Origin of the sequence: Streptomyces sp. NPDC056486, assembly GCF_042795295.1 — a bacterium.
In the GTDB taxonomy this organism is placed as follows: Bacteria; Actinomycetota; Actinomycetes; order Streptomycetales; family Streptomycetaceae; genus Streptomyces.
On record NZ_JBHTSF010000091.1, the window covers coordinates 1 to 18,291 of the forward strand.

The 18,291-nt window shown below is 69.0% G+C and carries 17 protein-coding genes; 8 read left to right on the forward strand and 9 right to left on the reverse strand.

Translation table 11 applies throughout. The annotated features are described in order from the left end of the window. Window positions 1–410 precede the first annotated feature (410 nt). Window positions 411–1,895, forward strand: coding sequence for an MFS transporter (locus tag ACFQ7F_RS29455; protein WP_383276528.1), 1,485 nt, complete (start codon window positions 411–413; stop codon window positions 1,893–1,895). A 91-nt stretch (window positions 1,896–1,986) separates the two neighbouring features. Here ACFQ7F_RS29455 and ACFQ7F_RS29460 read toward each other — a convergent pair whose 3' ends face one another. Then, window positions 1,987–2,673 (reverse strand): SDR family oxidoreductase, encoded by a 687-nt coding sequence (locus tag ACFQ7F_RS29460; RefSeq protein ID WP_383276532.1) that lies wholly within the window; start codon window positions 2,671–2,673, stop codon window positions 1,987–1,989. 138 nt (window positions 2,674–2,811) lie between these two features. On the opposite strand from ACFQ7F_RS29460, the gene ACFQ7F_RS29465 reads away from it, so the two are divergent. From ACFQ7F_RS29465 to ACFQ7F_RS29480, 4 genes are all read left to right on the forward strand, one after another. Then, window positions 2,812–3,372 carry a TetR/AcrR family transcriptional regulator gene (locus ACFQ7F_RS29465; RefSeq protein ID WP_383276535.1) on the forward strand — a complete coding sequence of 187 codons (561 nt, stop codon included), beginning with the start codon at window positions 2,812–2,814 and terminating at the stop codon, window positions 3,370–3,372. A gap of 127 nt (window positions 3,373–3,499) precedes the next feature. Further along, window positions 3,500–3,985, forward strand: coding sequence for a helix-turn-helix domain-containing protein (locus ACFQ7F_RS29470; protein ID WP_383276538.1), 486 nt, complete (start codon window positions 3,500–3,502; stop codon window positions 3,983–3,985). Window positions 3,986–4,010: 25 nt separating this feature from the next. Then, complete coding sequence (locus ACFQ7F_RS29475; protein WP_383276540.1) at window positions 4,011–4,616, forward strand: hypothetical protein; 606 nt, start codon at window positions 4,011–4,013, stop codon at window positions 4,614–4,616. Between the two features lie 143 nt (window positions 4,617–4,759). Then, window positions 4,760–5,116 carry a DUF2516 family protein gene (locus ACFQ7F_RS29480; protein ID WP_383276541.1) on the forward strand — a complete coding sequence of 119 codons (357 nt, stop codon included), beginning with the start codon at window positions 4,760–4,762 and terminating at the stop codon, window positions 5,114–5,116. Between the two features lie 28 nt (window positions 5,117–5,144). Here ACFQ7F_RS29480 and ACFQ7F_RS29485 read toward each other — a convergent pair whose 3' ends face one another. The 3 genes from ACFQ7F_RS29485 to ACFQ7F_RS29495 all read right to left on the reverse strand — a co-directional run bounded on the left by ACFQ7F_RS29485 (window position 5,145) and on the right by ACFQ7F_RS29495 (window position 9,034). Continuing rightward, window positions 5,145–6,620, reverse strand: coding sequence for a PP2C family protein-serine/threonine phosphatase (locus ACFQ7F_RS29485; RefSeq protein WP_383276630.1), 1,476 nt, complete (start codon window positions 6,618–6,620; stop codon window positions 5,145–5,147). A gap of 296 nt (window positions 6,621–6,916) precedes the next feature. Further along, window positions 6,917–7,942 (reverse strand): NlpC/P60 family protein, encoded by a 1,026-nt coding sequence (locus ACFQ7F_RS29490; RefSeq protein WP_383276543.1) that lies wholly within the window; start codon window positions 7,940–7,942, stop codon window positions 6,917–6,919. 294 nt (window positions 7,943–8,236) lie between these two features. Continuing rightward, window positions 8,237–9,034: a class I SAM-dependent methyltransferase gene (locus tag ACFQ7F_RS29495; protein WP_383276545.1), complete on the reverse strand. Its 798-nt coding sequence runs from the start codon at window positions 9,032–9,034 to the stop codon at window positions 8,237–8,239. 244 nt (window positions 9,035–9,278) lie between these two features. On the opposite strand from ACFQ7F_RS29495, the gene mshA reads away from it, so the two are divergent. Then, window positions 9,279–10,625: a D-inositol-3-phosphate glycosyltransferase gene (gene mshA, locus ACFQ7F_RS29500; RefSeq protein WP_383276548.1), complete on the forward strand. Its 1,347-nt coding sequence runs from the start codon at window positions 9,279–9,281 to the stop codon at window positions 10,623–10,625. Beyond that, window positions 10,618–11,121 carry a YbjN domain-containing protein gene (locus ACFQ7F_RS29505; RefSeq protein WP_383276551.1) on the forward strand — a complete coding sequence of 168 codons (504 nt, stop codon included), beginning with the start codon at window positions 10,618–10,620 and terminating at the stop codon, window positions 11,119–11,121. Before mshA ends, ACFQ7F_RS29505 begins: the two co-directional genes overlap by 8 nt. A gap of 89 nt (window positions 11,122–11,210) precedes the next feature. Here the strand turns inward: ACFQ7F_RS29505 and ACFQ7F_RS29510 are convergent, their stop codons facing one another. From ACFQ7F_RS29510 to ACFQ7F_RS29520, 3 genes are all read right to left on the reverse strand, one after another. After that, a complete protein-coding gene (locus tag ACFQ7F_RS29510) occupies window positions 11,211–12,395 on the reverse strand; it encodes a winged helix DNA-binding domain-containing protein (protein ID WP_383276554.1) in 1,185 nt (394 codons plus the stop codon). Window positions 12,396–12,471: 76 nt separating this feature from the next. After that, window positions 12,472–13,626 (reverse strand): epoxide hydrolase family protein, encoded by a 1,155-nt coding sequence (locus ACFQ7F_RS29515; protein WP_383276557.1) that lies wholly within the window; start codon window positions 13,624–13,626, stop codon window positions 12,472–12,474. 105 nt (window positions 13,627–13,731) lie between these two features. Beyond that, on the reverse strand, window positions 13,732–14,151 hold the full coding sequence (locus ACFQ7F_RS29520; RefSeq protein ID WP_383276560.1) for a TetR/AcrR family transcriptional regulator C-terminal domain-containing protein: 420 nt from the start codon (window positions 14,149–14,151) through the stop codon (window positions 13,732–13,734). Between the two features lie 74 nt (window positions 14,152–14,225). Between ACFQ7F_RS29520 and ACFQ7F_RS29525 the strand changes: the two genes are divergently transcribed. Then, window positions 14,226–15,884: a glycoside hydrolase family 55 protein gene (locus tag ACFQ7F_RS29525; RefSeq protein ID WP_383276633.1), complete on the forward strand. Its 1,659-nt coding sequence runs from the start codon at window positions 14,226–14,228 to the stop codon at window positions 15,882–15,884. A gap of 65 nt (window positions 15,885–15,949) precedes the next feature. Here ACFQ7F_RS29525 and ACFQ7F_RS29530 read toward each other — a convergent pair whose 3' ends face one another. Both ACFQ7F_RS29530 and ACFQ7F_RS29535 read right to left on the reverse strand, forming a co-directional pair. Beyond that, window positions 15,950–16,837: an alpha/beta fold hydrolase gene (locus ACFQ7F_RS29530; protein ID WP_383276563.1), complete on the reverse strand. Its 888-nt coding sequence runs from the start codon at window positions 16,835–16,837 to the stop codon at window positions 15,950–15,952. A 154-nt stretch (window positions 16,838–16,991) separates the two neighbouring features. Then, window positions 16,992–18,209: an MFS transporter gene (locus ACFQ7F_RS29535; RefSeq protein WP_383276566.1), complete on the reverse strand. Its 1,218-nt coding sequence runs from the start codon at window positions 18,207–18,209 to the stop codon at window positions 16,992–16,994. Between the last annotated feature and the right edge of the window lie 82 nt (window positions 18,210–18,291).

An 18,291-nucleotide genomic window follows, 5' to 3' on the forward strand; every position in this document is an offset into this window, starting at 1 on the left:
CTGTCAGAGGTGCCTGGCAGAGGGCGACCGTGGACATGGATCTCCTTCTGGTAGCTCACTCACCCACACCAAGAGTGTCGTACCGTGGATGAGTTCCTGTGCCGATGTGGCGATGTGGCGATGTGTCGGTGGCAGTGACAGGTTTCCCTGTTCCTTCTGTGTTCCTTACTGTGTGTCGATCTTGAGGTGACGTCCTATTAACCAGGCCATGTAGTCGTCCGTGTTCCCCGCGTGCTGTGTTGTCGCACGTGTTCGGGGGCGGACGTCGTGCTGGCCTGAGTTGCGTCACCCTTCCCCGCAGTCTTCTTTCCCGGGTGCAGCTCTGCCGTCTGCCCCGGGTTCCGTGCTTTCCGGCCCCGGTACGGCTGTCGGCAGGGCTCCCCGATCCTTTGGATCAGGAGTTTCCCGTCGTGTCTTCCTCCGCGCTCGGCAACGAGCCACAGCACACCACCCTGTCCCCGGACGGCCCAGCACCTCACCACCCGAAAATGGCCTTGGCCGCCCGGATCGCCCTCTTGGTGCTGCTGGGTGCCGAGCTCCTGAACCTCCTCGACCAGTCGGTCGTCCTGACCGCCCTGCCCGCGATCCAGGAGTCGACCGGCGCGGGACCGGCCGCGGTGCAGTGGCTGACCACCGGCTATTCCCTGCCCGTCGCCGTCGGCCTGATCACCGGCGGACGCCTCGGCGACCTCTTCGGCCGACGCAGGATTCTCCTGATCGGCACCGTCATCTTCACCGCGGCCTCGCTCCTGTGCGGCCTCGCCGCCGGGCCGGGCGTGCTGATCGGTGCCCGCCTGCTCCAGGGGGTGGGGGTGGCGCTGATGATCCCGCAGGTCCTGGCCACCATCCATGTCACCTTCGATGGGCAGAGCCGCAGCAAGGCGTTCGGTCTGTACGGTGCCGTCCTCTCCATCGCGAACGTCCTGGGCCCGGTGATGGGCGGCCTGCTCACCGAGGCCGATCTGTTCGGGCTGTCCTGGCGGCCGATCTTCCTGGTCAACGTGCCCGTCGGCCTCGCCGTGCTCTTCCTGGGACGCAAGTTCATCCCCGAGTCGACCGCCCGGAAGGCCGACAGGCTCGACCTCACCGGCATGGTGCTGTCCGCACTGGCCATCGTCCTGATCGTCTTCCCCCTCTCCGAGGGGTACCTCCGCCACTGGCCGCTGTGGTGCTTCGCCATGCTCGCCGCAGGTCTCCTCGCGCTGGGCGTCTTCCTGCGCCACCAGCAGCGCAAGCAGGACAACGCCCCGCTCGTGCCACTGTCCCTGTTCCGGGGCAGGCAGTTCTCCGGCGGCATGGCCGCGCAGCTGATGCACGGCCTGCTGTGCGGGCTGTTCTTCATGACCTGGACGCTGTACCTCCAGCGGGGTCTGGGCATGAGCCCCGTCCACGCGGCCCTGGCCTTCGTGCTGCTCTCCGTCGGAGAGCTGGCCGGCGCGACCATCGCGGCGAAGACCGCCGGGCGCTTCGCACGCAGGTTGCCCCAGACCGGAGCTCTCGTCGCGCTCGCCGCGATGGCCGCCTACGGTCTCCAGGCCGAGGCCGACGCAGGCCAGGCGGACCTGACCTTGCTGGCGATGACCGCTCCGGTGGTACTGATCGGCTTCGGCCTCGGCATGGTCGGCGGCCCGCTCGCCGACCTGTCTCTGTCCAGGGTCCCGCACGAGGACGCCGGGGCCGCCTCGGGCCTGTTCAACACCGCGATTCACCTGGGCATCGCCCTCGGCACCGCGCTGACCGCCCTGGTCTTCTTCGCCACCACCGGCGGCTCACCCGACGCCGGACTCAACCGCGACGCGTTCATCACCGTGCTGTGGTGGGCCGGTAGCCTCCTCGCCCTGATGTGGGCCCTGATGTTCTGCCTGCCCAAGCACGCGAACAGCCAGGCCGACTGAGCAACTCCCCATGGCGGCGGTGCCTGCCGGTGAGGTTGCGCGGCCCGATGATCGGGACGAGCGAGGTCTGGGCCGGAAAGTGAGGTGCGGCTCAGGCCGCGTCCGGCGTGCCGGACAGGGACGCTTTGACCAGTCGGCTGGTCTCGTCGGCGAGGACCTCGGGCAGGCCCTCCTCGATCGCGTGCAGGGCTTGAGCCGCGACCTCGACGGGGTCGGCCTTCTGGTCGGCGGGTACGGCCGCGGCCATGTCGGTGTCCATGTAGCCGACGTGCAGCGCGGAGACGGCGATGCCGCGGGGGGCCAGTTCCTCGCGGGTCGCGTCGCTCAGTGCCCAGGCAGCGGCCTTGGAGGCGGCGTAGGAGCCGAGTCCTGCCGGGTGGAACCAGGACAGGACGGACAGGACGTTGAGGACGCCGCCGCCGCCGTTGCCCTCGATGACGGGGGCGAAGACCCGGGTCGTGAGAAGCGGGCCGAAGAAGTTGGTCTCCATCTCCCGGCGCACCTCGCCCAGGTCGCCTCCGACCAGCGTCGCGCCGGTGGATGCGCCCGCGTTGTTGATCAGGAGTGTCGCGTCCGAGGCGATGCGGGCGGCCTCCTGGATCGACTCCTGGTCCGTGACGTCGAGGCGCAGCGGGGTGACGCCCGGCAGGTCGACCGTCTCCGGGTGGCGGGCCGCCGCGTAGACCTTGGCGCCCCGCTCGACGAGTTGGGCCGCCAGGTGCCGCCCGAGCCCCCGATTGGCGCCGGTGACGACCGCGACCGTGTTCTTGAGTTCCATGTCTGCCTCTGCCTCTGCTTCCGGTCCTGGCGGGTGCCGTGGGGTCGCCCGCACAAATTAGATTACGCATCCAATCTAAACACCGGTTTACGATAGATGCCAGTCGACATCCAAACGGGGTTCGCGGAGGAGGTGGCCATGGGCCGCGCATCGCAGGCGCAGGCGGAGGAGAACCGTCGCAGGGTGGTGGAGAACGCCTCGCGGCTGTTCCGGGAGCAGGGCACGCAGGTGAGCGTCGCCGACCTGATGAAGGCGGCCGGGCTGACCCACGGCGCCTTCTACAAGCAGTTCGCCTCCAAGGAGGCGCTTGTCGATGAGGCCATCGCCCACGCCTTCGCCGAGCTCGCCCAGCGCCATGCGGCCGGTCTCGAGCGGTACGACGGGCAGCGCGACGCCGCCCAGCGGGCCCTGATCGACACCTATCTCTCCGTCGAGCACCGCGACGCCCCGGCGGACGGTTGCCCGGTTGCCGCGCTCGCCACCGATGTCGCACGTGAAGGCGGGGGGCAGGAGGCCCGTGGCGTCTACACCGAGGGGGTGGCCGACTTCGCAGGTTTCCTCGCCGTCGACGACCAGGACGGCATCGCCCGACTCTGCACCCTGTTCGGTGCGCTGGTCCTGTCCCGGGCCACTGCGGGCTTCCCGATCTCCGAGGAGATCCTCACCGCCGCGCGTGCGGCCCTGACGGCACCCGACTGACCGGCGCGACAGGTGCCCCGCGAATACGGCACCCTTCGTGCTCAGCTTCAACAACCCTGTAGTGGCGTAGCGCACTTTTGCAAGCAGGCGCTTGCAATAGTTAGCAAGCGGCAGGCAGTATCGAGGCATGGCATCACTCAACGTCGGCAATCTCGGTGAGTATCTGCGTGAGCAGCGGCGCAACGCGCAGCTCTCGCTCAGGCAGCTCGCCGACGCCGCCGGGGTGTCCAATCCGTATCTGAGCCAGATCGAGCGCGGCCTGCGCAAGCCCAGTGCCGACGTGCTGCAACAGGTGGCCAAGGCGCTGCGGATCTCCGCCGAGACGCTGTATGTCCGGGCCGGGATCCTCGACGAGAAGGAGCGGGACGAGCTGGAGACGCGCGCCGTCATCCTCGCCGACCCCTCCATCAACGAGCGGCAGAAGCAGGTCCTGTTGCAGATCTACGAGTCGTTCAGGAAAGAGAACGGCTTCGAGGTCTCGGGGTACGCGGATGAGGCGTCGTACGCAGACACGGAGAACGCGGACGACGTTGACGACACGGACGCCACCGCTGACGGCCCCCGCACGGCCGACGGCAGTGATGCCGACCCGAAGGACCACCCCTCAAGCTGAACGCGAATCCGGGAGGACCATCACCATGGCCATCAAGGACGACCTGCGCAACACCCTCACCGACACCACCCCCGCCTACTTCGTCGTCGGCACCGCCGACCTGGCGTTCCAGCAGGCGAAGCGGGTGCCGGGCGCCATCGAGCAGCTGATCGCCGAGGCACCGGCCCGTATCGACGCCGTGCGCAACACCGACACCAAGGCCGTTCAGGACAAGGCCGTCGCCCGCGCCAAGGAGGCGCAGGAGACCATCCAGACCAGGGTCTCCGAGCTGCTCGGCACGCTCGACACCGACCTGAAGAAGCTGAGCGAGAGCGCTCAGGGCTTTGCCCTCAGCTCGGTCGGCGTTGCGGCCGAGTACGCCGTCAAGGCGCGCGAGAAGTACGAAGAGGTCGCCGAGCACGGCGAGCAGGCCGTGAAGACCTGGCGCGGCGAGGCCGCCGAGGAGATCAACGAGCTGGCCGTGGCCGTCGAGCCGGACGCCGAGGAGAAGTCGGCCTCCGCCGAGTCGGGGACGTCGGAGTCGGCCGCGCCGAAGGCCGCTGCCGCCGCCCCGGCGAAGAAGCCCGCTCCCAAGAAGGCCCCGGCCGCCCGCAAGCCTGCGGCGAAGAAGACCACGCCGTCCACCAAGTAGGCCTGCGGCACGGCATTCACCGGGCGAACGGGCCGGGCACTCGCGAAGTGCCCGGCCCGTTCACCCGGTAGCGGGTACGGTGTCCGCGTACTCGACGATTCGATGATTTGTATGGCCTCAAGAGGCTTCAAGAGCCGAGACTGGTGGTGGACGTTGTGCTGATGCAGGGGTTCGCGAACTTCATGTGGCTGCTGTCGTTGGTGCTGATCGTCTTCAGCGGCTTCGCGCTCGTCGACGCGGCGGTCCGGCGTGAGGACGCCTATCGCGCCGCGGACAAGAAGACCAAGCCGTTCTGGCTGATCATCCTCGGGCTCGCCTTCATCGTGAACCTGATCTTCAACATCCTGTCGTTCCTGCCGATCATCGGGCTCGTCGCGACCATCGTCTACATGGTCGATGTGCGGCCCGCGCTGCGGCAGATCACCGGCGGCGGGGGCGGCGGCGGGCGCCGCGGCTCCAGCAGCGACGGTCCGTACGGGCCCTACAACGGCGGCCGCTAGAAGCCCCGCAAGGGGCGCGGAGAAGTACTCAGCGGTCGCGGTCAAGCAGCAGGACCGCCACGTCGTCCGTCAGGTCGCCACCGTTCAGCTCCCGCGCCTCATTGACCGCGGCCTCAAGCAGCTCGTCGCCCCGCAGGCCCGCGGCGATCTGGCGGCGGAGCATCTTCACCATGCCGTCCTGCCCCAGACGCTGGTTGCCCTGGCCGATGCGGCCCTCTATCAGGCCGTCCGTGTAGAGCATCAGGCTCCACTTGCCGCCGAGCTCCACCTGGCGGCGCGGCCAGCGGGCGTTCGGCAGGAGTCCGAGCGCGGGGCCGTTGTTCTCGTACGGAAGCAGCTCGGCGAGGCGGCCGTCGCGGGCGATCAGCGGTGACGGGTGGCCCGCCAGGCAGAGCCCGGCCCTGCGCCCGTCCGGGGCGATGTCGACCGTGCAGAGCGTCGCGAAGATCTCCTCGTCGGCGCGCTCGTGCTCAAGGACCTTCTGCAACGTGCTGAGCAGCTCGTCGCCGCACAGGCCCGCGAAGGTCAGCGTCCGCCAGGCGATGCGCAGCTCCACGCCGAGCGCGGCCTCGTCGGGGCCGTGGCCGCAGACGTCGCCGATCATGACGTGCACGGAGCCGTCGGGGGTGCGCACCGTGTCGTAGAAGTCACCGCCGAGCAGCGCCCGTGAGCGGCCGGGGCGGTAGCGCGCGGCGAACTTCAGCGGTGAGCCGTCGAGGAGCGGCGTCGGAAGCAGGCCGCGCTCCAGGCGGGCGTTCTCCTGGGCGCGAAGGCGTGACTCCGTCAGCTGGCGCTGGGCGGCGTCCGCGCGCTTGCGCTCCACGGCGTACCGGATGGCGCGGCTGAGGAGCCGTCCGTCCAGCTCGTCACGGAAGAGATAGTCCTGGGCGCCGACCCGCACGGCCTCGGCGCCGCGCTCGGAGTCGCCGTTCGCGGTGAGCGCGAGGACGGCGTGCCGGGGCGCGAGGCGCAGGACGTGCTTGAGCGTGGCCAGCTCGTCCTCGTGCTCCTCAGGGGCCGCGGAGAGCGAAGAAGCAGCGGCGGCAGCGGAGGCCGCGGGAGGCGCGGGGGCCGTCATGGCGAGGTCGAGCAGGATGCAGTGCACGTCGTCGGTGAGCAGCCGCTCGGCCTCGGTGAGGTTGCGGGCGGTGCGGATACGGATGGGTTTGCCCAGGGCGTCGAGCATCCGGGGGAGGCTCAGGGAGCCCGCCGGGTCGTCCTCGATCACCAGGAGGCTGAGTCCCGGTCCGCCCGGCTGCTGGTCCATGTCCCTGGGCGCGGGTACGGGCTCCAAGGGCGTGGGTGCGGATTCCACGGGCGTGGGTACGGATTCGGGCGCCGGCTCGGGTGCGGGCGTCGGCGTCGGCAGAGCGTGAGCCTGACCGCCTTCCGCGGCCGGGATCGCCCTCTGCCGCGGTATGGGTACGGGCATGGCTTCGGTTTCCTTCCCTCCCCCCGAGGGCACGGTGGATCGACGGTCGAACGATTCACCGACGGGGACCATAGCGTTAGCCACGGCCCGATTGGAATGCCGCGCGGCAAACAGCCACCGTCATATGCCGGAACAAGGACCGCAATTGGGCACGACAGGTCCCGACCGGGATGACGAACATCACGCCTGAAGGGTTGAGAGGCGGGCCGATGGTGCGGTGGGTCACATGACGTACGGCAAAGGGCTTGCGGCACGGGGCGTGAGGCACAGGGCGGCCCGCACAGGACGCCCCGCCCTGGCTCCCCCTGTGCCGTACCGCTGCTCGTGGACCCCGCTCCGCTCACCGCTGCTCGTGAAGCCCGCGGCCGCTACTTGTCGGGCCGCACGACCCCGAGAATCTGCATCGATCCCGCACCCGCGACGGTGACATCGCGGCCCGGCCGCGGCGCGTGCACGATCGCGCCGTCACCCACGTACATCCCGACATGGCTGGCGTCCGCGTGATAAATGATCAGGTCGCCGGGGCGCATGTTCTTGATGTCGACGTGGGGGAGCTGCTTCCACTGCTCCTGTGACGTACGCGGAATTCCCTTGCCCGCGGCGGCCCAGGCCTTGGACGTGAGTCCGGAGCAGTCGTACGAGGACGGACCTTCCGCGCCCCAGACGTACGGCTTGCCGAGCTGCGCGGTGGCGAACTCGACGGCCTTCTTGCCGGGCCCTGTCGCCTTGCCCTTGATGTCCTTCAGGACACCCGAACTCACCCACGCCGACTGCTTCTTGAGCTGGGCCTCTTCCTCAAGCTTCCGGAGCCGCTCGAGCTCCTTCTTCTCGAGCTTCGACTCCATCTCCTCGGCGGCCGCGATCTTCTTCTTGATCTTCTTCTTCGACTCGGCCTTGGCCTTGCGGTTGGTCTCGAGCTTCTTCCACTGGACGGTGGCGTCCTTGGCGTAGATCCGCAGGTCTTCCTGCGTCCGCTCCATCTCCGTCAGCATGCCCTTGGTGGCCTTGTGGCCCTGCCGCATCCGCCCGGCGCTGTCCAGGAACTCCTGGGGGTCGTCGCTCAGCATCAGCCGGGCCTCGGAGGACACTCCGCCGCTGCGGTACTGCTCGCGGGCGGCGGCGCCCGCGTGGGACTTGAGCTTGTCCAGCTTCTGCTGGCCCTTGGTGATGGAGCGGGCGAGCTTCACGATCTGCTTGGACTGCTTCTCGCTCTTCTCCTCCGCCGCGTTGTACGCGTCTGTGGCGACGCCCGCGTCGTGGTAGAGCTTCTCGATCTCCTTGCGCAGGTCCTCAAGGGATTTGGTGCTGCCGGGCGTTGGCTTCGCCGGACTCGCGTAGGCCACGGCGGGTGTGCTCAGCACCGCCGCGGCGCAGATCAGCGCCAGGCCAGCCACAGTCGAACTCCGCTTGCCGGTCACGTCCGCCTCCCCCAAAGCTGATTTACCGTCAGTAACTTACGGTTGCCCCGCGGATGGTGCCATGCCGACGCGCAATGCGACAGAGCGCGACAGCAAGTCCGATCACCACCCGCCGTTCGCTCCATGTGACGAGCGGAACGCGGAGATCGTTCCCTTTACGGCGCGCCGCACGCGGAGTTCACCCGCCGCCACTTCACGAATTCACACGCAGGCACCTCACGAATTCACCCGGGGGCGCCTCGCGAGTTCACCCACGGCACCTCCGCGAGTTCACCCCTGAAGCGGCGCAAGTGCCTCCCACCGCACGGTGACTTCGCCCTGCCGCCACCGTGCACCCCGGTCGACCACGGGCCAGTCCGCGGCCAGATCCCGCACCGCCCTGATCCACCGCTGCCGGGCGCCGTACGAGGCATAGGGCGCGGCGGCGGCCCAGGCCCGGTCGAAGTCGCGCAGGAACGCGTGCACCGGCTCGCCCGGCGTGTTCCGGTGGATCAGCGCCTTGGGCAGGCGCTCGGCGAGGTCGGAAGGCCGGTCGAGCGATCCGAGTCGGGTCGCGAAGGTCACCGTGCGCGGTCCGTCGGGTCCGAGCGCGACCCAGACGTGCCGCCGCCCGATCTCGTCGCACGTCCCCTCGACGAGCAGCCCGCCGGGCGCGAGCCGCCCGCACAGCCGTTCCCACACGGCGGCGACCTGCTCCTCGTCGTACTGCCGGAGCACGTTCGCCGCGCGGATCAGCAGGGGCCTGCCCGGCAGCGGGACCTCGAAGCCGCCGTGCCGGAAGGAGAGCCCTTCCCTCTCGTACGGCTTCGCGGCCGCGACCCGCGCCGGATCGATCTCGACGCCGACCACGCGCACGCGGGGTGCGGCGGTCCGGAGCCGGACGAGCAGCTCGAGGGCTGTCCAGGGAGCGGCTCCGTAGCCGAGGTCGACGGCGACGGGGTCGTCCGAGCGCCGCAGCTCGGCGCCGTGCGTAGCGGCGATCCAGCGGTCCATGCGGCGCAGCCGGTTGGGGTTGGTTGTCCCGCGCGTCACCGTCCCCACGGGGCGGGAAGGGGTGCGGGAGGCCATGGTGGAAAGGGTATGCGCCCTGGCGGCAGGGGTACTCGTCGAGTCCGGCGGGGGTACTCGCCGAGCCCGGCGTGGGCACGGGGTGATCACCGGCCGGGTCATTGGTTGAGCCGTGGCCGGTAATTGTTTGGTAAAGCGGAAATGGAGCCGTCCCTTCTGATGTTCACCCTCTGGAGGACCGTGCACGCCCTCCCTTGAGCCATGCCCGCTTAGCCATGCCCGCGCGCACCAGGAGGACTGCCACGTGAGCCAGTACGTGACCAGGCTCGGCCGTCGCTCGCCGGCGGCGCCCAGGGGGCTCCGGCTCCCCGGGGCACACCGGCGCCCGCGCCGGGTGGCCATGCTCAGCGTGCACACGTCCCCGCTGCACCAGCCCGGCACGGGCGACGCGGGCGGCATGAACGTCTACATCGTGGAGCTGGCCAAGCGCCTCGCGGCGATCAACATCGAGGTCGAGATCTTCACGCGCTCGACGACCGGCGCGCTGCCGCCCGCCGTCGAACTCGCCCCGGGCGTCCTCGTACGCCATGTGGACGCGGGCCCGTACGAAGGCCTGGCGAAGGAGGAGCTGCCCGCGCAGCTCTGTGCCTTCACGCACGGCGTGATGCAGGCATGGGCGGGCCACCGCCCCGGCTACTACGACCTGGTCCACTCGCACTACTGGCTCAGCGGCCACGTCGGCTGGCTGGCCGCCGAGCGCTGGGGCGTGCCCCTTGTGCACGCCATGCACACGATGGCGAAGGTCAAGAACGCCGCCCTCGCGGAGGGCGACACCCCGGAGCCCGCGGCGCGCGTGATCGGCGAGACGCAGATCGTGCGGGCGGCCGACCGGCTGATCGCCAACACCTCCGAAGAGGCAGACGAGCTCGTACGCCACTACGAGGCGGACGCGGGCAAGGTCGCCGTCGTCCACCCGGGCGTGAACCTCGACCGCTTCCGCCCCGCCGACGGCCGCGCGGCTGCCCGGCACCGCCTCGGTCTCCCGCAGAACGCCCTTGTCCCGCTCTTCGCGGGCCGCATCCAGCCCCTGAAGGCGCCGGACGTACTGCTCCGCGCGGTCGCTGTCCTCCTGGACCAGCGCCCCGAGCTCCGCTCGAACATCGTCGTCCCCGTGGTGGGCGGCCCGAGCGGCAGCGGCCTCGCGAAGCCGGAGGGACTGCAGAAGCTGGCCGCCAGGCTGGGCATCGCGGACGTCGTCCGCTTCCAGCCGCCGGTGGGCCAGGAGCAGCTCGCCGACTGGTTCAGGGCGGCCTCGGTCCTGGTGATGCCTTCGTACAGCGAGTCGTTCGGCCTGGTGGCCATAGAGGCGCAGGCGGCGGGCACCCCGGTCCTCGCGGCATCGGTGGGCGGTCTGCCGGTCGCCGTACGCGACGGGGTGACGGGCTTCTTGATCGACGGCCACGAACCGGCCCACTACGCGCGCGTGCTGCGCAATTTCGCCGACAACCCACACCTTGTGGACCGCATGGGCGATGCGGCCGCACGGCACGCGCAATCCTTCGGCTGGGACACGGCCGCGTCCGCCACCGCGGACGTGTACACGGCAGCGGTGCACGAGCACAGGCGTCGCGTACGCTCGCATCATGGCTGATCAGGCTGACACCGCGCCGACCGCGATCATCGAGCGGACGCTGGACGACGCGGAGCTGAAGTGGGAGAGCCCTGAGAGCGGTTCCTACGTGGTGACGCTCCCAGGCACCCGCAAGCTGTCGACGACGCTCTCCCTCAAGGTCGGCAAGCACGCCCTGTCGCTGACGGCGTTCGTGATCCGCCACCCCGACGAGAACGACTCCGCGGTCCACCGCTGGCTCCTTGAGCGCAACCTGCGCCTGTACGGCGTCAGTTACGCGATCGACTCCCTCGGCGACATCTATCTCACCGCCAAGCTCCCGCTCTCGGCGATCACCCCGGACGAGCTCGACCGCCTGCTCGGCTCGGTCCTTGAGAACGCGGACGGCTCCTTCAACACGCTCCTGGAGCTGGGTTTCGCGTCGGCGATCCGCAAGGAGTACGCGTGGCGGGTGTCGCGCGGCGAGTCCACGCGGAACCTGGACGCGTTCACCCACCTGACCCAGCCGCAGAGCTGAACCCATACTGGTACACCCGGCTATCACAACTTGCGCAAGGTCCGCGTCCAAGGCTGAAGTCACGCTGTCGGCCAAGATGGCGCGTGAGACTACGCGTTCAGGCGGTCCATGAGGGGCGTGCGCACGTGGGGGCGGACACGGACGTCGCCGAGAAACTCTGTGAGCCGGTCGGCCTCGGCCGCGATGGCCGTGTGCACCCGGCGCTCTGCTCGGGGTGTGAGGAGTTCCGTGACGATCGTCCCGTCATCGCGTTGCCTCCAGCCGCCGATGATGCGTCCGCCCGCCCACACGGTCGGGCAGATGTTGCCGTTGCGGTCGAAGAGTTCCGGCACGTGCGAGGGTTCGAGATACCAGTCGCGGTCCCGCCAGCCCATTGCCGTGGGATCCAGCGTGGGCAGCAGATTGACCGCCAAGCCGGTGTCGTCGCGCCCATTCGGGTCGAGCACCGGATCGTCGGGCAGAACGTATCCGGTGGTGCCTTCGAGGCCGACCTCGAAGGCACCGGTGCGGGCTAGGGCGGTGCGAGCATGGGTGAGGTTCCAGCCGGTCCACCACTTGAGGTCGTCGAGGGTGACCGGACCGAAGGCCGCGAGATAGCGTCGGGCGAGCTCGGCTCTGGCCTGCTCGGCCGGCAGCTGCGGGTGGGGTTCGGCCAAGGTCCACCGGAACTTCGCCGAGGTCCAGGATCCCTGAGGGCGGCTGCGGCGAATGCGGCCCTCGGCGGCCATCACGGTGAGGACTTTGTTGCTGATCCGGGGCCGGGTCTCGTACGGCTTGCCCGGCGAGATGGTGATCTGCTCCTTGAGCAGGGGCACGGCGTCGGCGATCTGGGTGGCGTCGGCCTCACCAAGACCCTCTAGGGCCGCGGCGACCGCACTCTCGACGTCTGCCAGCCATCTCGTGTCGCGCCCGAGCTGATCGGCCAGCACCTTGGCCAGAGCGGCGCGTTCACGTGCCGCGACCGCGCGGGCGGCAGACGCCTCCACCACCGGGGCAAGCTCCTTGGGCACCACGAACACGGTGCGGCGCATGCACAGCATCCGCACGAGGCTCCGCTCCTCATACAAGGCCCGCTCCACCACTTGCGGCGTCGCGCCGTTCATCCGTGCGGCCACGGAGAGGAATACCGTCGCTGGTTCAGTGGCGTGCAGACCCACCAGCGTCTCGGCGACCTGCTCCACCGACGTCGCACGCGCAGGCGGGGTGAGCAGGTGCCGGCGCACCAGCATGGCGCGACGCTGCTGATCGCTGATCTTCGGACGGATCTTGGTCATGGTGAACGCACCCTAAAGGCCCGCGGCCTGTCCAGGTGGGCAGGCAGCGGGCCGGAGAGCTGTGACGCACTCCGAGTTAGTCGCGGAGGGTCCTGAAGAAGGCCCGGATGTCGTCGACGAACAGGTCGGGGACCTCGAACGCGGGGAAGTGCCCGCCCTCGGTGTGCTCCCGGAAGAACATCGGACTGTCCTCGCCGGGGCCGAGGACCTTGCGGACCAGCGGGTCGCTGTAGAACAGCGAGGAGGCCATGGGCACACCCGAAGGACTGCCCCAGCCCGGGTTGTCGGCATGGGCCAGCTCCCAGTAGAAGTCGCCGGCCGCGGGCCCCGTGCGGGTGAACCAGTAGAGGCTCGCGGTGATCAGCACGTTCTCGCGGCTGATCGGCGTCGCAGGGTTGGCCCACTGCACGAACTTCTCCGCGATCCACGCCAACTGCAGGACCGGCGAGTCCGTGAGTCCCGCGGACAAGGCGTTGGGTGCCGTCATGTGCAGCACCTTGTAGCCCTTCATCTGCGACCACCGGTGCTGGGCCTCCTCAAGCGCGGTGCGTTCGTCCGGGCTCAGTCCGTCCGGCACCGGCAGATCCTCACCGGCCATACCCAGCTGGAGCCGGTCGCCATGGGTGTGCGCACCGATCACCCGCTCCGGCATCAGCATCGCCACCCGGCCCGTCACACCGGCACCGAGATCGCCGCCCTCCACCCCGAAGCGCTCATAGCCCAACCGGGTCATCAGCTCGCCGAAGGCCAGGGCGGTGCGCTCCAGGTTCCAGCCGCGCGCGGAGAGCGGGCTGGAGAAGGCAAAGCCGGGCAGCGAGGGAACGACAACGTGGAACGCATCGGCCGGGTCCCCGCCGTGCGCGCGGGGATCCGTCAGCGGCCCGCTCGCCTCCAGGAACTCCACGAACGAGGTCGGGTAGCTGTGATTCAGCAGCAGCGGCGTGGCGTTCGGCTCCGGCGAACGGATATGCAAGAAGTGGATGGTCTGCCCGTCGATCTCCGTCAGGAAGTGTGGGTATCTGTTCAACCTGGCCTCGTGGGCCCGCCAGTCGAACCCGTCCGTCCAGTAGCCGGCCAGCTCCTGGAGGTAGTCCGCCGGAATGCCGTGATCCCACTCTGCTCCGGCGCCGCGGATCGGATACGGGGACCGGGTCCGGGCCAGACGGTCATGAAGATCATCGAGATCCGTCTGCGGAATCTCGATCCGAAAAGGACTGATATCGGCGCACATGGCTCTTAATGTATTGGCGTTCCTCACGAATCGCCGACGGGAAACTCGGGAGTTACTGGCAAGTGCAGCTATTGAGACTCCGCACCCGCAGCGGGGCCGGAGCCCTCAGGGCTGCTGCGGGTCGTTGGCGCTGAGGCCGTAGCGAGCAAGCATCGTCGTGACCGCGTCGTCGACGGCGTGGCCGACGTCGGCAGGTGCGGGACTCCAGTCGGCGAGCAGCATGTGCTGGACGGAGATGAAGTAGGGCAGCTTGCCCAGCTCGAACTGGGCCCGTCCCAGTTCCGGGAAGCGCGGCAGTTCGGCGATGACGATGCGGAAGAGGGCCGCCATCGCGGGCCGGCCGATCAGGTCCGTGTACTGGCGGCCGATCGCGCTCAGGCCGGCGCGCAGATCACCGGGCCGCATCGTGGCCGCCGCCGCGTCCGGCCCGCCGAATATCGACGTACGAGCGGGTCGCCGCGGCCCCCGCTCCGACTTCGTAGGCGGGCAGCACGGCATCTTCCCCGTACGAGGCCGCCGTGGCATGCTCACGCCCATCGCAGACATGAATGGTGTTCACATCCATGGATAAGGGGGCGGCGGGTATGGGCATGGACAAGATGCACCCCAGTAGGCGTGGCGTACTCGGCGGGGCGGTGGCCGTGGCGGCGGTTGCCGCGACCGGCGCGGCCGGGGGAACGGCATCGGCGGCGACCGGCGAAACCCCCACCCTCTGGCGGGAGTTCAAGGCCACCCCGTACACGCACCCCCAAATCCCCTACATAGCCCGCGCGGGCGCCCGCTCCGGCACCCGCAACCTCCCTCGCCCCAAAGTGGTCGCGAACGTAAGGGACTACGGAGCCAGGCCGGACGGCACGTCTGACGCGGCCCCCGCGATCAACCGGGCGCTGGCCGACGCGGGAAGGAGAGGCGGCGGCACGGTCGTCGTTCCGCCCGGCAAGTACCGCATCGACGGCATCATCCGCATCGCCCACGACAACGTGGTCCTCCGGGGTGCGGGCAGCTCCCGCACCACCCTCCACGCGACGAAGAACCTCACGGAACTGATCGGCCCGTACGGCTCGCGCTACGGCGGGGACAAGTCGAGCTGGTCCTGGGCGGGAGGCCTCATCTGGCTCTGCGCGGAGACCCGTTGGGAGTCGCTGACGACGGCCGTCAAGGCGAAGGCGTGGCCCTTCGAGGGCTGGACGGGCAACAAGCGCGACGAGTGGCAGACGTTGAGCACCGTCGCCCCCGCGAGGCGAGGCGACCGCACCCTGAGGGTCACGGACACCTCCCGCCTCCACAAGGGCGACCTGGTGCTCCTGCGCCTGGCGGACGACGCGGCCCACACGCTCCTGGAGCACATGGCGGGCGGGGGAGAGGGCTCGGCGTCGTATGTATGGGACGACAAAACAAAACTGACGTCATACGTGCCGTACGAGTGGCCGGTACGGATCACTTCAGTAAAGAAGAGCACCGTCACCCTGGAACGCCCGCTCCCCTTGGACGTACGAGAGGAGTGGGACCCACGCCTGACGACGCACGTAAAGGCGCTGACGGGGGCGGGAGTTGAGGCCCTGACGCTGGAAGCGGTGGAGACCCCGCAATCCCCGCACCTCCTGGACAAGGGCTACAACGGGGTCACGTTCCAGTGCGCGTACGACTGCTGGGCGGACGACATCGTGGTCCGCCACGTCGACAACGGCTTCGGCCTGGTGAGCGCGTCGGCCTGCACGCTGCGCCGCACACGGGTGACGGGCAGGGGCGCGCACCACCCGTATTTCTGCCGGGAAGGCTCGCACGACAACCTCATAGAGGACTTCAGGATCGACGAACGTACGGTCCCCGCACCCTCAGGCACCCAGCTCCACGGCATCAACGTGGAGGGCCTGTCCTCCTACAACGTCTGGTCCCGAGGCGTCATGGAGATGGGCACGTTCGACAGCCACAGGGGCATGCCCTTCGCGAACGTCCGCACGGACATCACGGTCGACAACAACGGCCGCCACGGCGGAGACGCCAGCGCGGGCCCGCTCTTCGGCGCCCGCTTCACCCACTGGAACATCCGCGTCACCAATGGGCGAGCAGGCCTGATGAAGATCGACGGCCTGGCCCCGTACAGCGCGACGGTCGGCATCAACGAGGTCCGCGAGTTCGACCAGATCGACGTACCGGACTTCTCCGGAGACCTGCACTCCCGGATCGAGCTCTACGGGACCACGGGCGCGGTGCGGCCACGGAATCTGTACGAGGCGCAGAGGGAAGTCGCTCACTGATTCCTACCCGGCCGCAGGTCTTACTCGACCGACGTCGAGGCCTGTCCGGGCGCCTCGGTGGCAACTCATCCCCAGCGCTTCACGAAGTCGATCGCCGCGGAGTCGACCTCCGCGGGGTTCGACGCGCTCAGGAAGTGCTGCCCGCCCTCGATGACCTCCAGACGCGCCTCGGGGGAATGGGTGAACATCCGGATCTCGTCCTGGGCGTTCGCCACGGAGTACACCTGGTCCGAGGTGCCGTGCAACCACAGGACAGGGGAGCGGACCTCGTCGATCCTGCCGTGGAGCCCGTCGCGGTCGCGCAGGTTCACCGTGCTGACGCGCAGGCGGTGGCGCCCGGCATCACCGGCGTAGTTCGCACGGTAGGTGGCGAGCCAGAACTCGCGTTCCTTGCCCGAGACGCCGCCCAGGGCCGCGTCGAACACGTCGTCCATGAACTGGTCCGGCACGACCCAGTCCTCGCCGACCGGTTCGGCGAGAGCGTCGATGTACGGCGTGTTGAACCCGATCCCGTCCCAGCACCCCAGGTCGCGGCTGCGCTGGCTCTCGTAGTCCATCGACGTGCCGAGCAGGATGAGGCCCTTGGTGACGTCCGGGGCGAGCAGCGCCATGCGGGCCGCCACCCAGCCGCCCTGCGAGGTCCCCAGGACGAAGGCCTCGCGGATCCCGAGGGCTTCGAGGGCCTGAAGGTTCGCGACCGCACTGTCCCAGTAGGTGAAGTGCTGGTACGAGGCCCTCGTGCGGCCGTGCCCGTAGGGCTCCAGCGCGAGCAGGTTGGCCGCGGACCCGAGCGCCGGGTCGGTGAACTGCGGCCGGTACAGCTCGGCCGATGTGGTGTACGAGTTGATCAGGACCAGCGTCGGGAGCGCGGGGTCGTACGGCCCGGCGAAGGTGTACCCGACGGTCGACCCGCCCAGGTGGGGGATCTCGACGGTCTGTTCGATCTTGCTCATCAATTACTCCTCGGGCCCCGTGCCGCACATGTTGCGCATGTTGCACATGTCGTGCATGTCGTGCATGTCGTCATGGGGAATTTCTTATAGGTGACGGGTCGCCGGTGTCACGGCAACGTATCCGCGATCGCGGGGAAAACTCGGGACCGATGAATCAGCTCCTTGCGAGGTGTCGGGGCGCTTTGACCCGCAGCAGGATCAGCAGCGCGGAGGCGAGCAACACGACGCCGGAGATGGTGAATACGGTGACGGCGCCGCCGATACCGAACATCACACCGCCCGCGGCAGCCCCGCCGGCGATAGCGGACTGAACGCCCACCACCACGAGTCCGCCCGCGCTTTCCGCCTGGTCGGGCACCATGCGCGTCGCCCAGTTCGACCACGCCACCGATACGCCGCCGAAGGCCAGGCCCCAGAGGACCACCAGGGCCACGTACCCGACTTTCCCGGCGGGAAGCAGGGCCAGGCCCAGTGCCGCAGCGCCCATCAGCGCCGGCGTCAGCGTCAATGTCAGGCGCAGGCTGATCTGCAGAAGCCATCCGGCCGCCAGCGTGCCCACGAAGTTCGCCACTCCGAAGACGAACAGCAGCAGCGCCAGCTCGTCGACGTCGACCTTCACCACGTTTTCCAGAGCCGGCCGGATGTAGGTGAACAGCGCGTAGTGCCCGATGTGAACCAGCAGCATTCCTACGATGCCCACCCCGAAGCCGGGGCGTCGCAGCACCTCCCACAACGTGCCGAGACGTGCCGCGCTACGGGGCGCCATCCGGGGCAGTGTGAACAGCTGGAAGAGCAGCGTCACCACTCCGAGTACGGCCGCCGCCACGAAAGTGCTGCGCCAGCCGGACAGATCACCGAAGAAGCTGCCGAGCGGCACCGCCACGATGGTCGCCACCGCGATGCCACTGAAGATGATCGAGATCGCACGTGGAACCAGAGCCGCGGGCACCAGGCGCATCGCCACCGCCGCCGCCATGCTCCAGAAGCCGCCGAGTGCGACTCCCAGCAGGATCCGCATCAGCATCAGCATCACCATGTTGGTGGATACGGCCACCAACAGATTGGACACGATCATCAGGACGGTGAAGCCGAGCAGTACGACCCTTCGGTCGATCTTCCTGGTCAGGGTCGCCGTCAACAGCCCGGAAATCATCGCCGCTGCCGCCGTGACAGTCACCGCCTGCCCTGCCACGGCTTCCGATATCCCCAGGTCGGCGGCCATCGGAGTCAACAAGCTTGTCGGCAGGTACTCCGCCGTCAGCAGGCCGAAGACACCCACCGCAAGGGAGAACACCGCCGCCCAGGACGATGAGGCCGGTTCGGGCGGTACCGAGGCCCTGTCGTGGGGTTCGCCAGGCTTGGCGTCGGTCACCGTGTCACGTATATCGCTGCTCACCTTTTACTTCTCCTGAATCGCATGAGAGGTTCAAGTCAAGGCTGCACGCGATATTCAG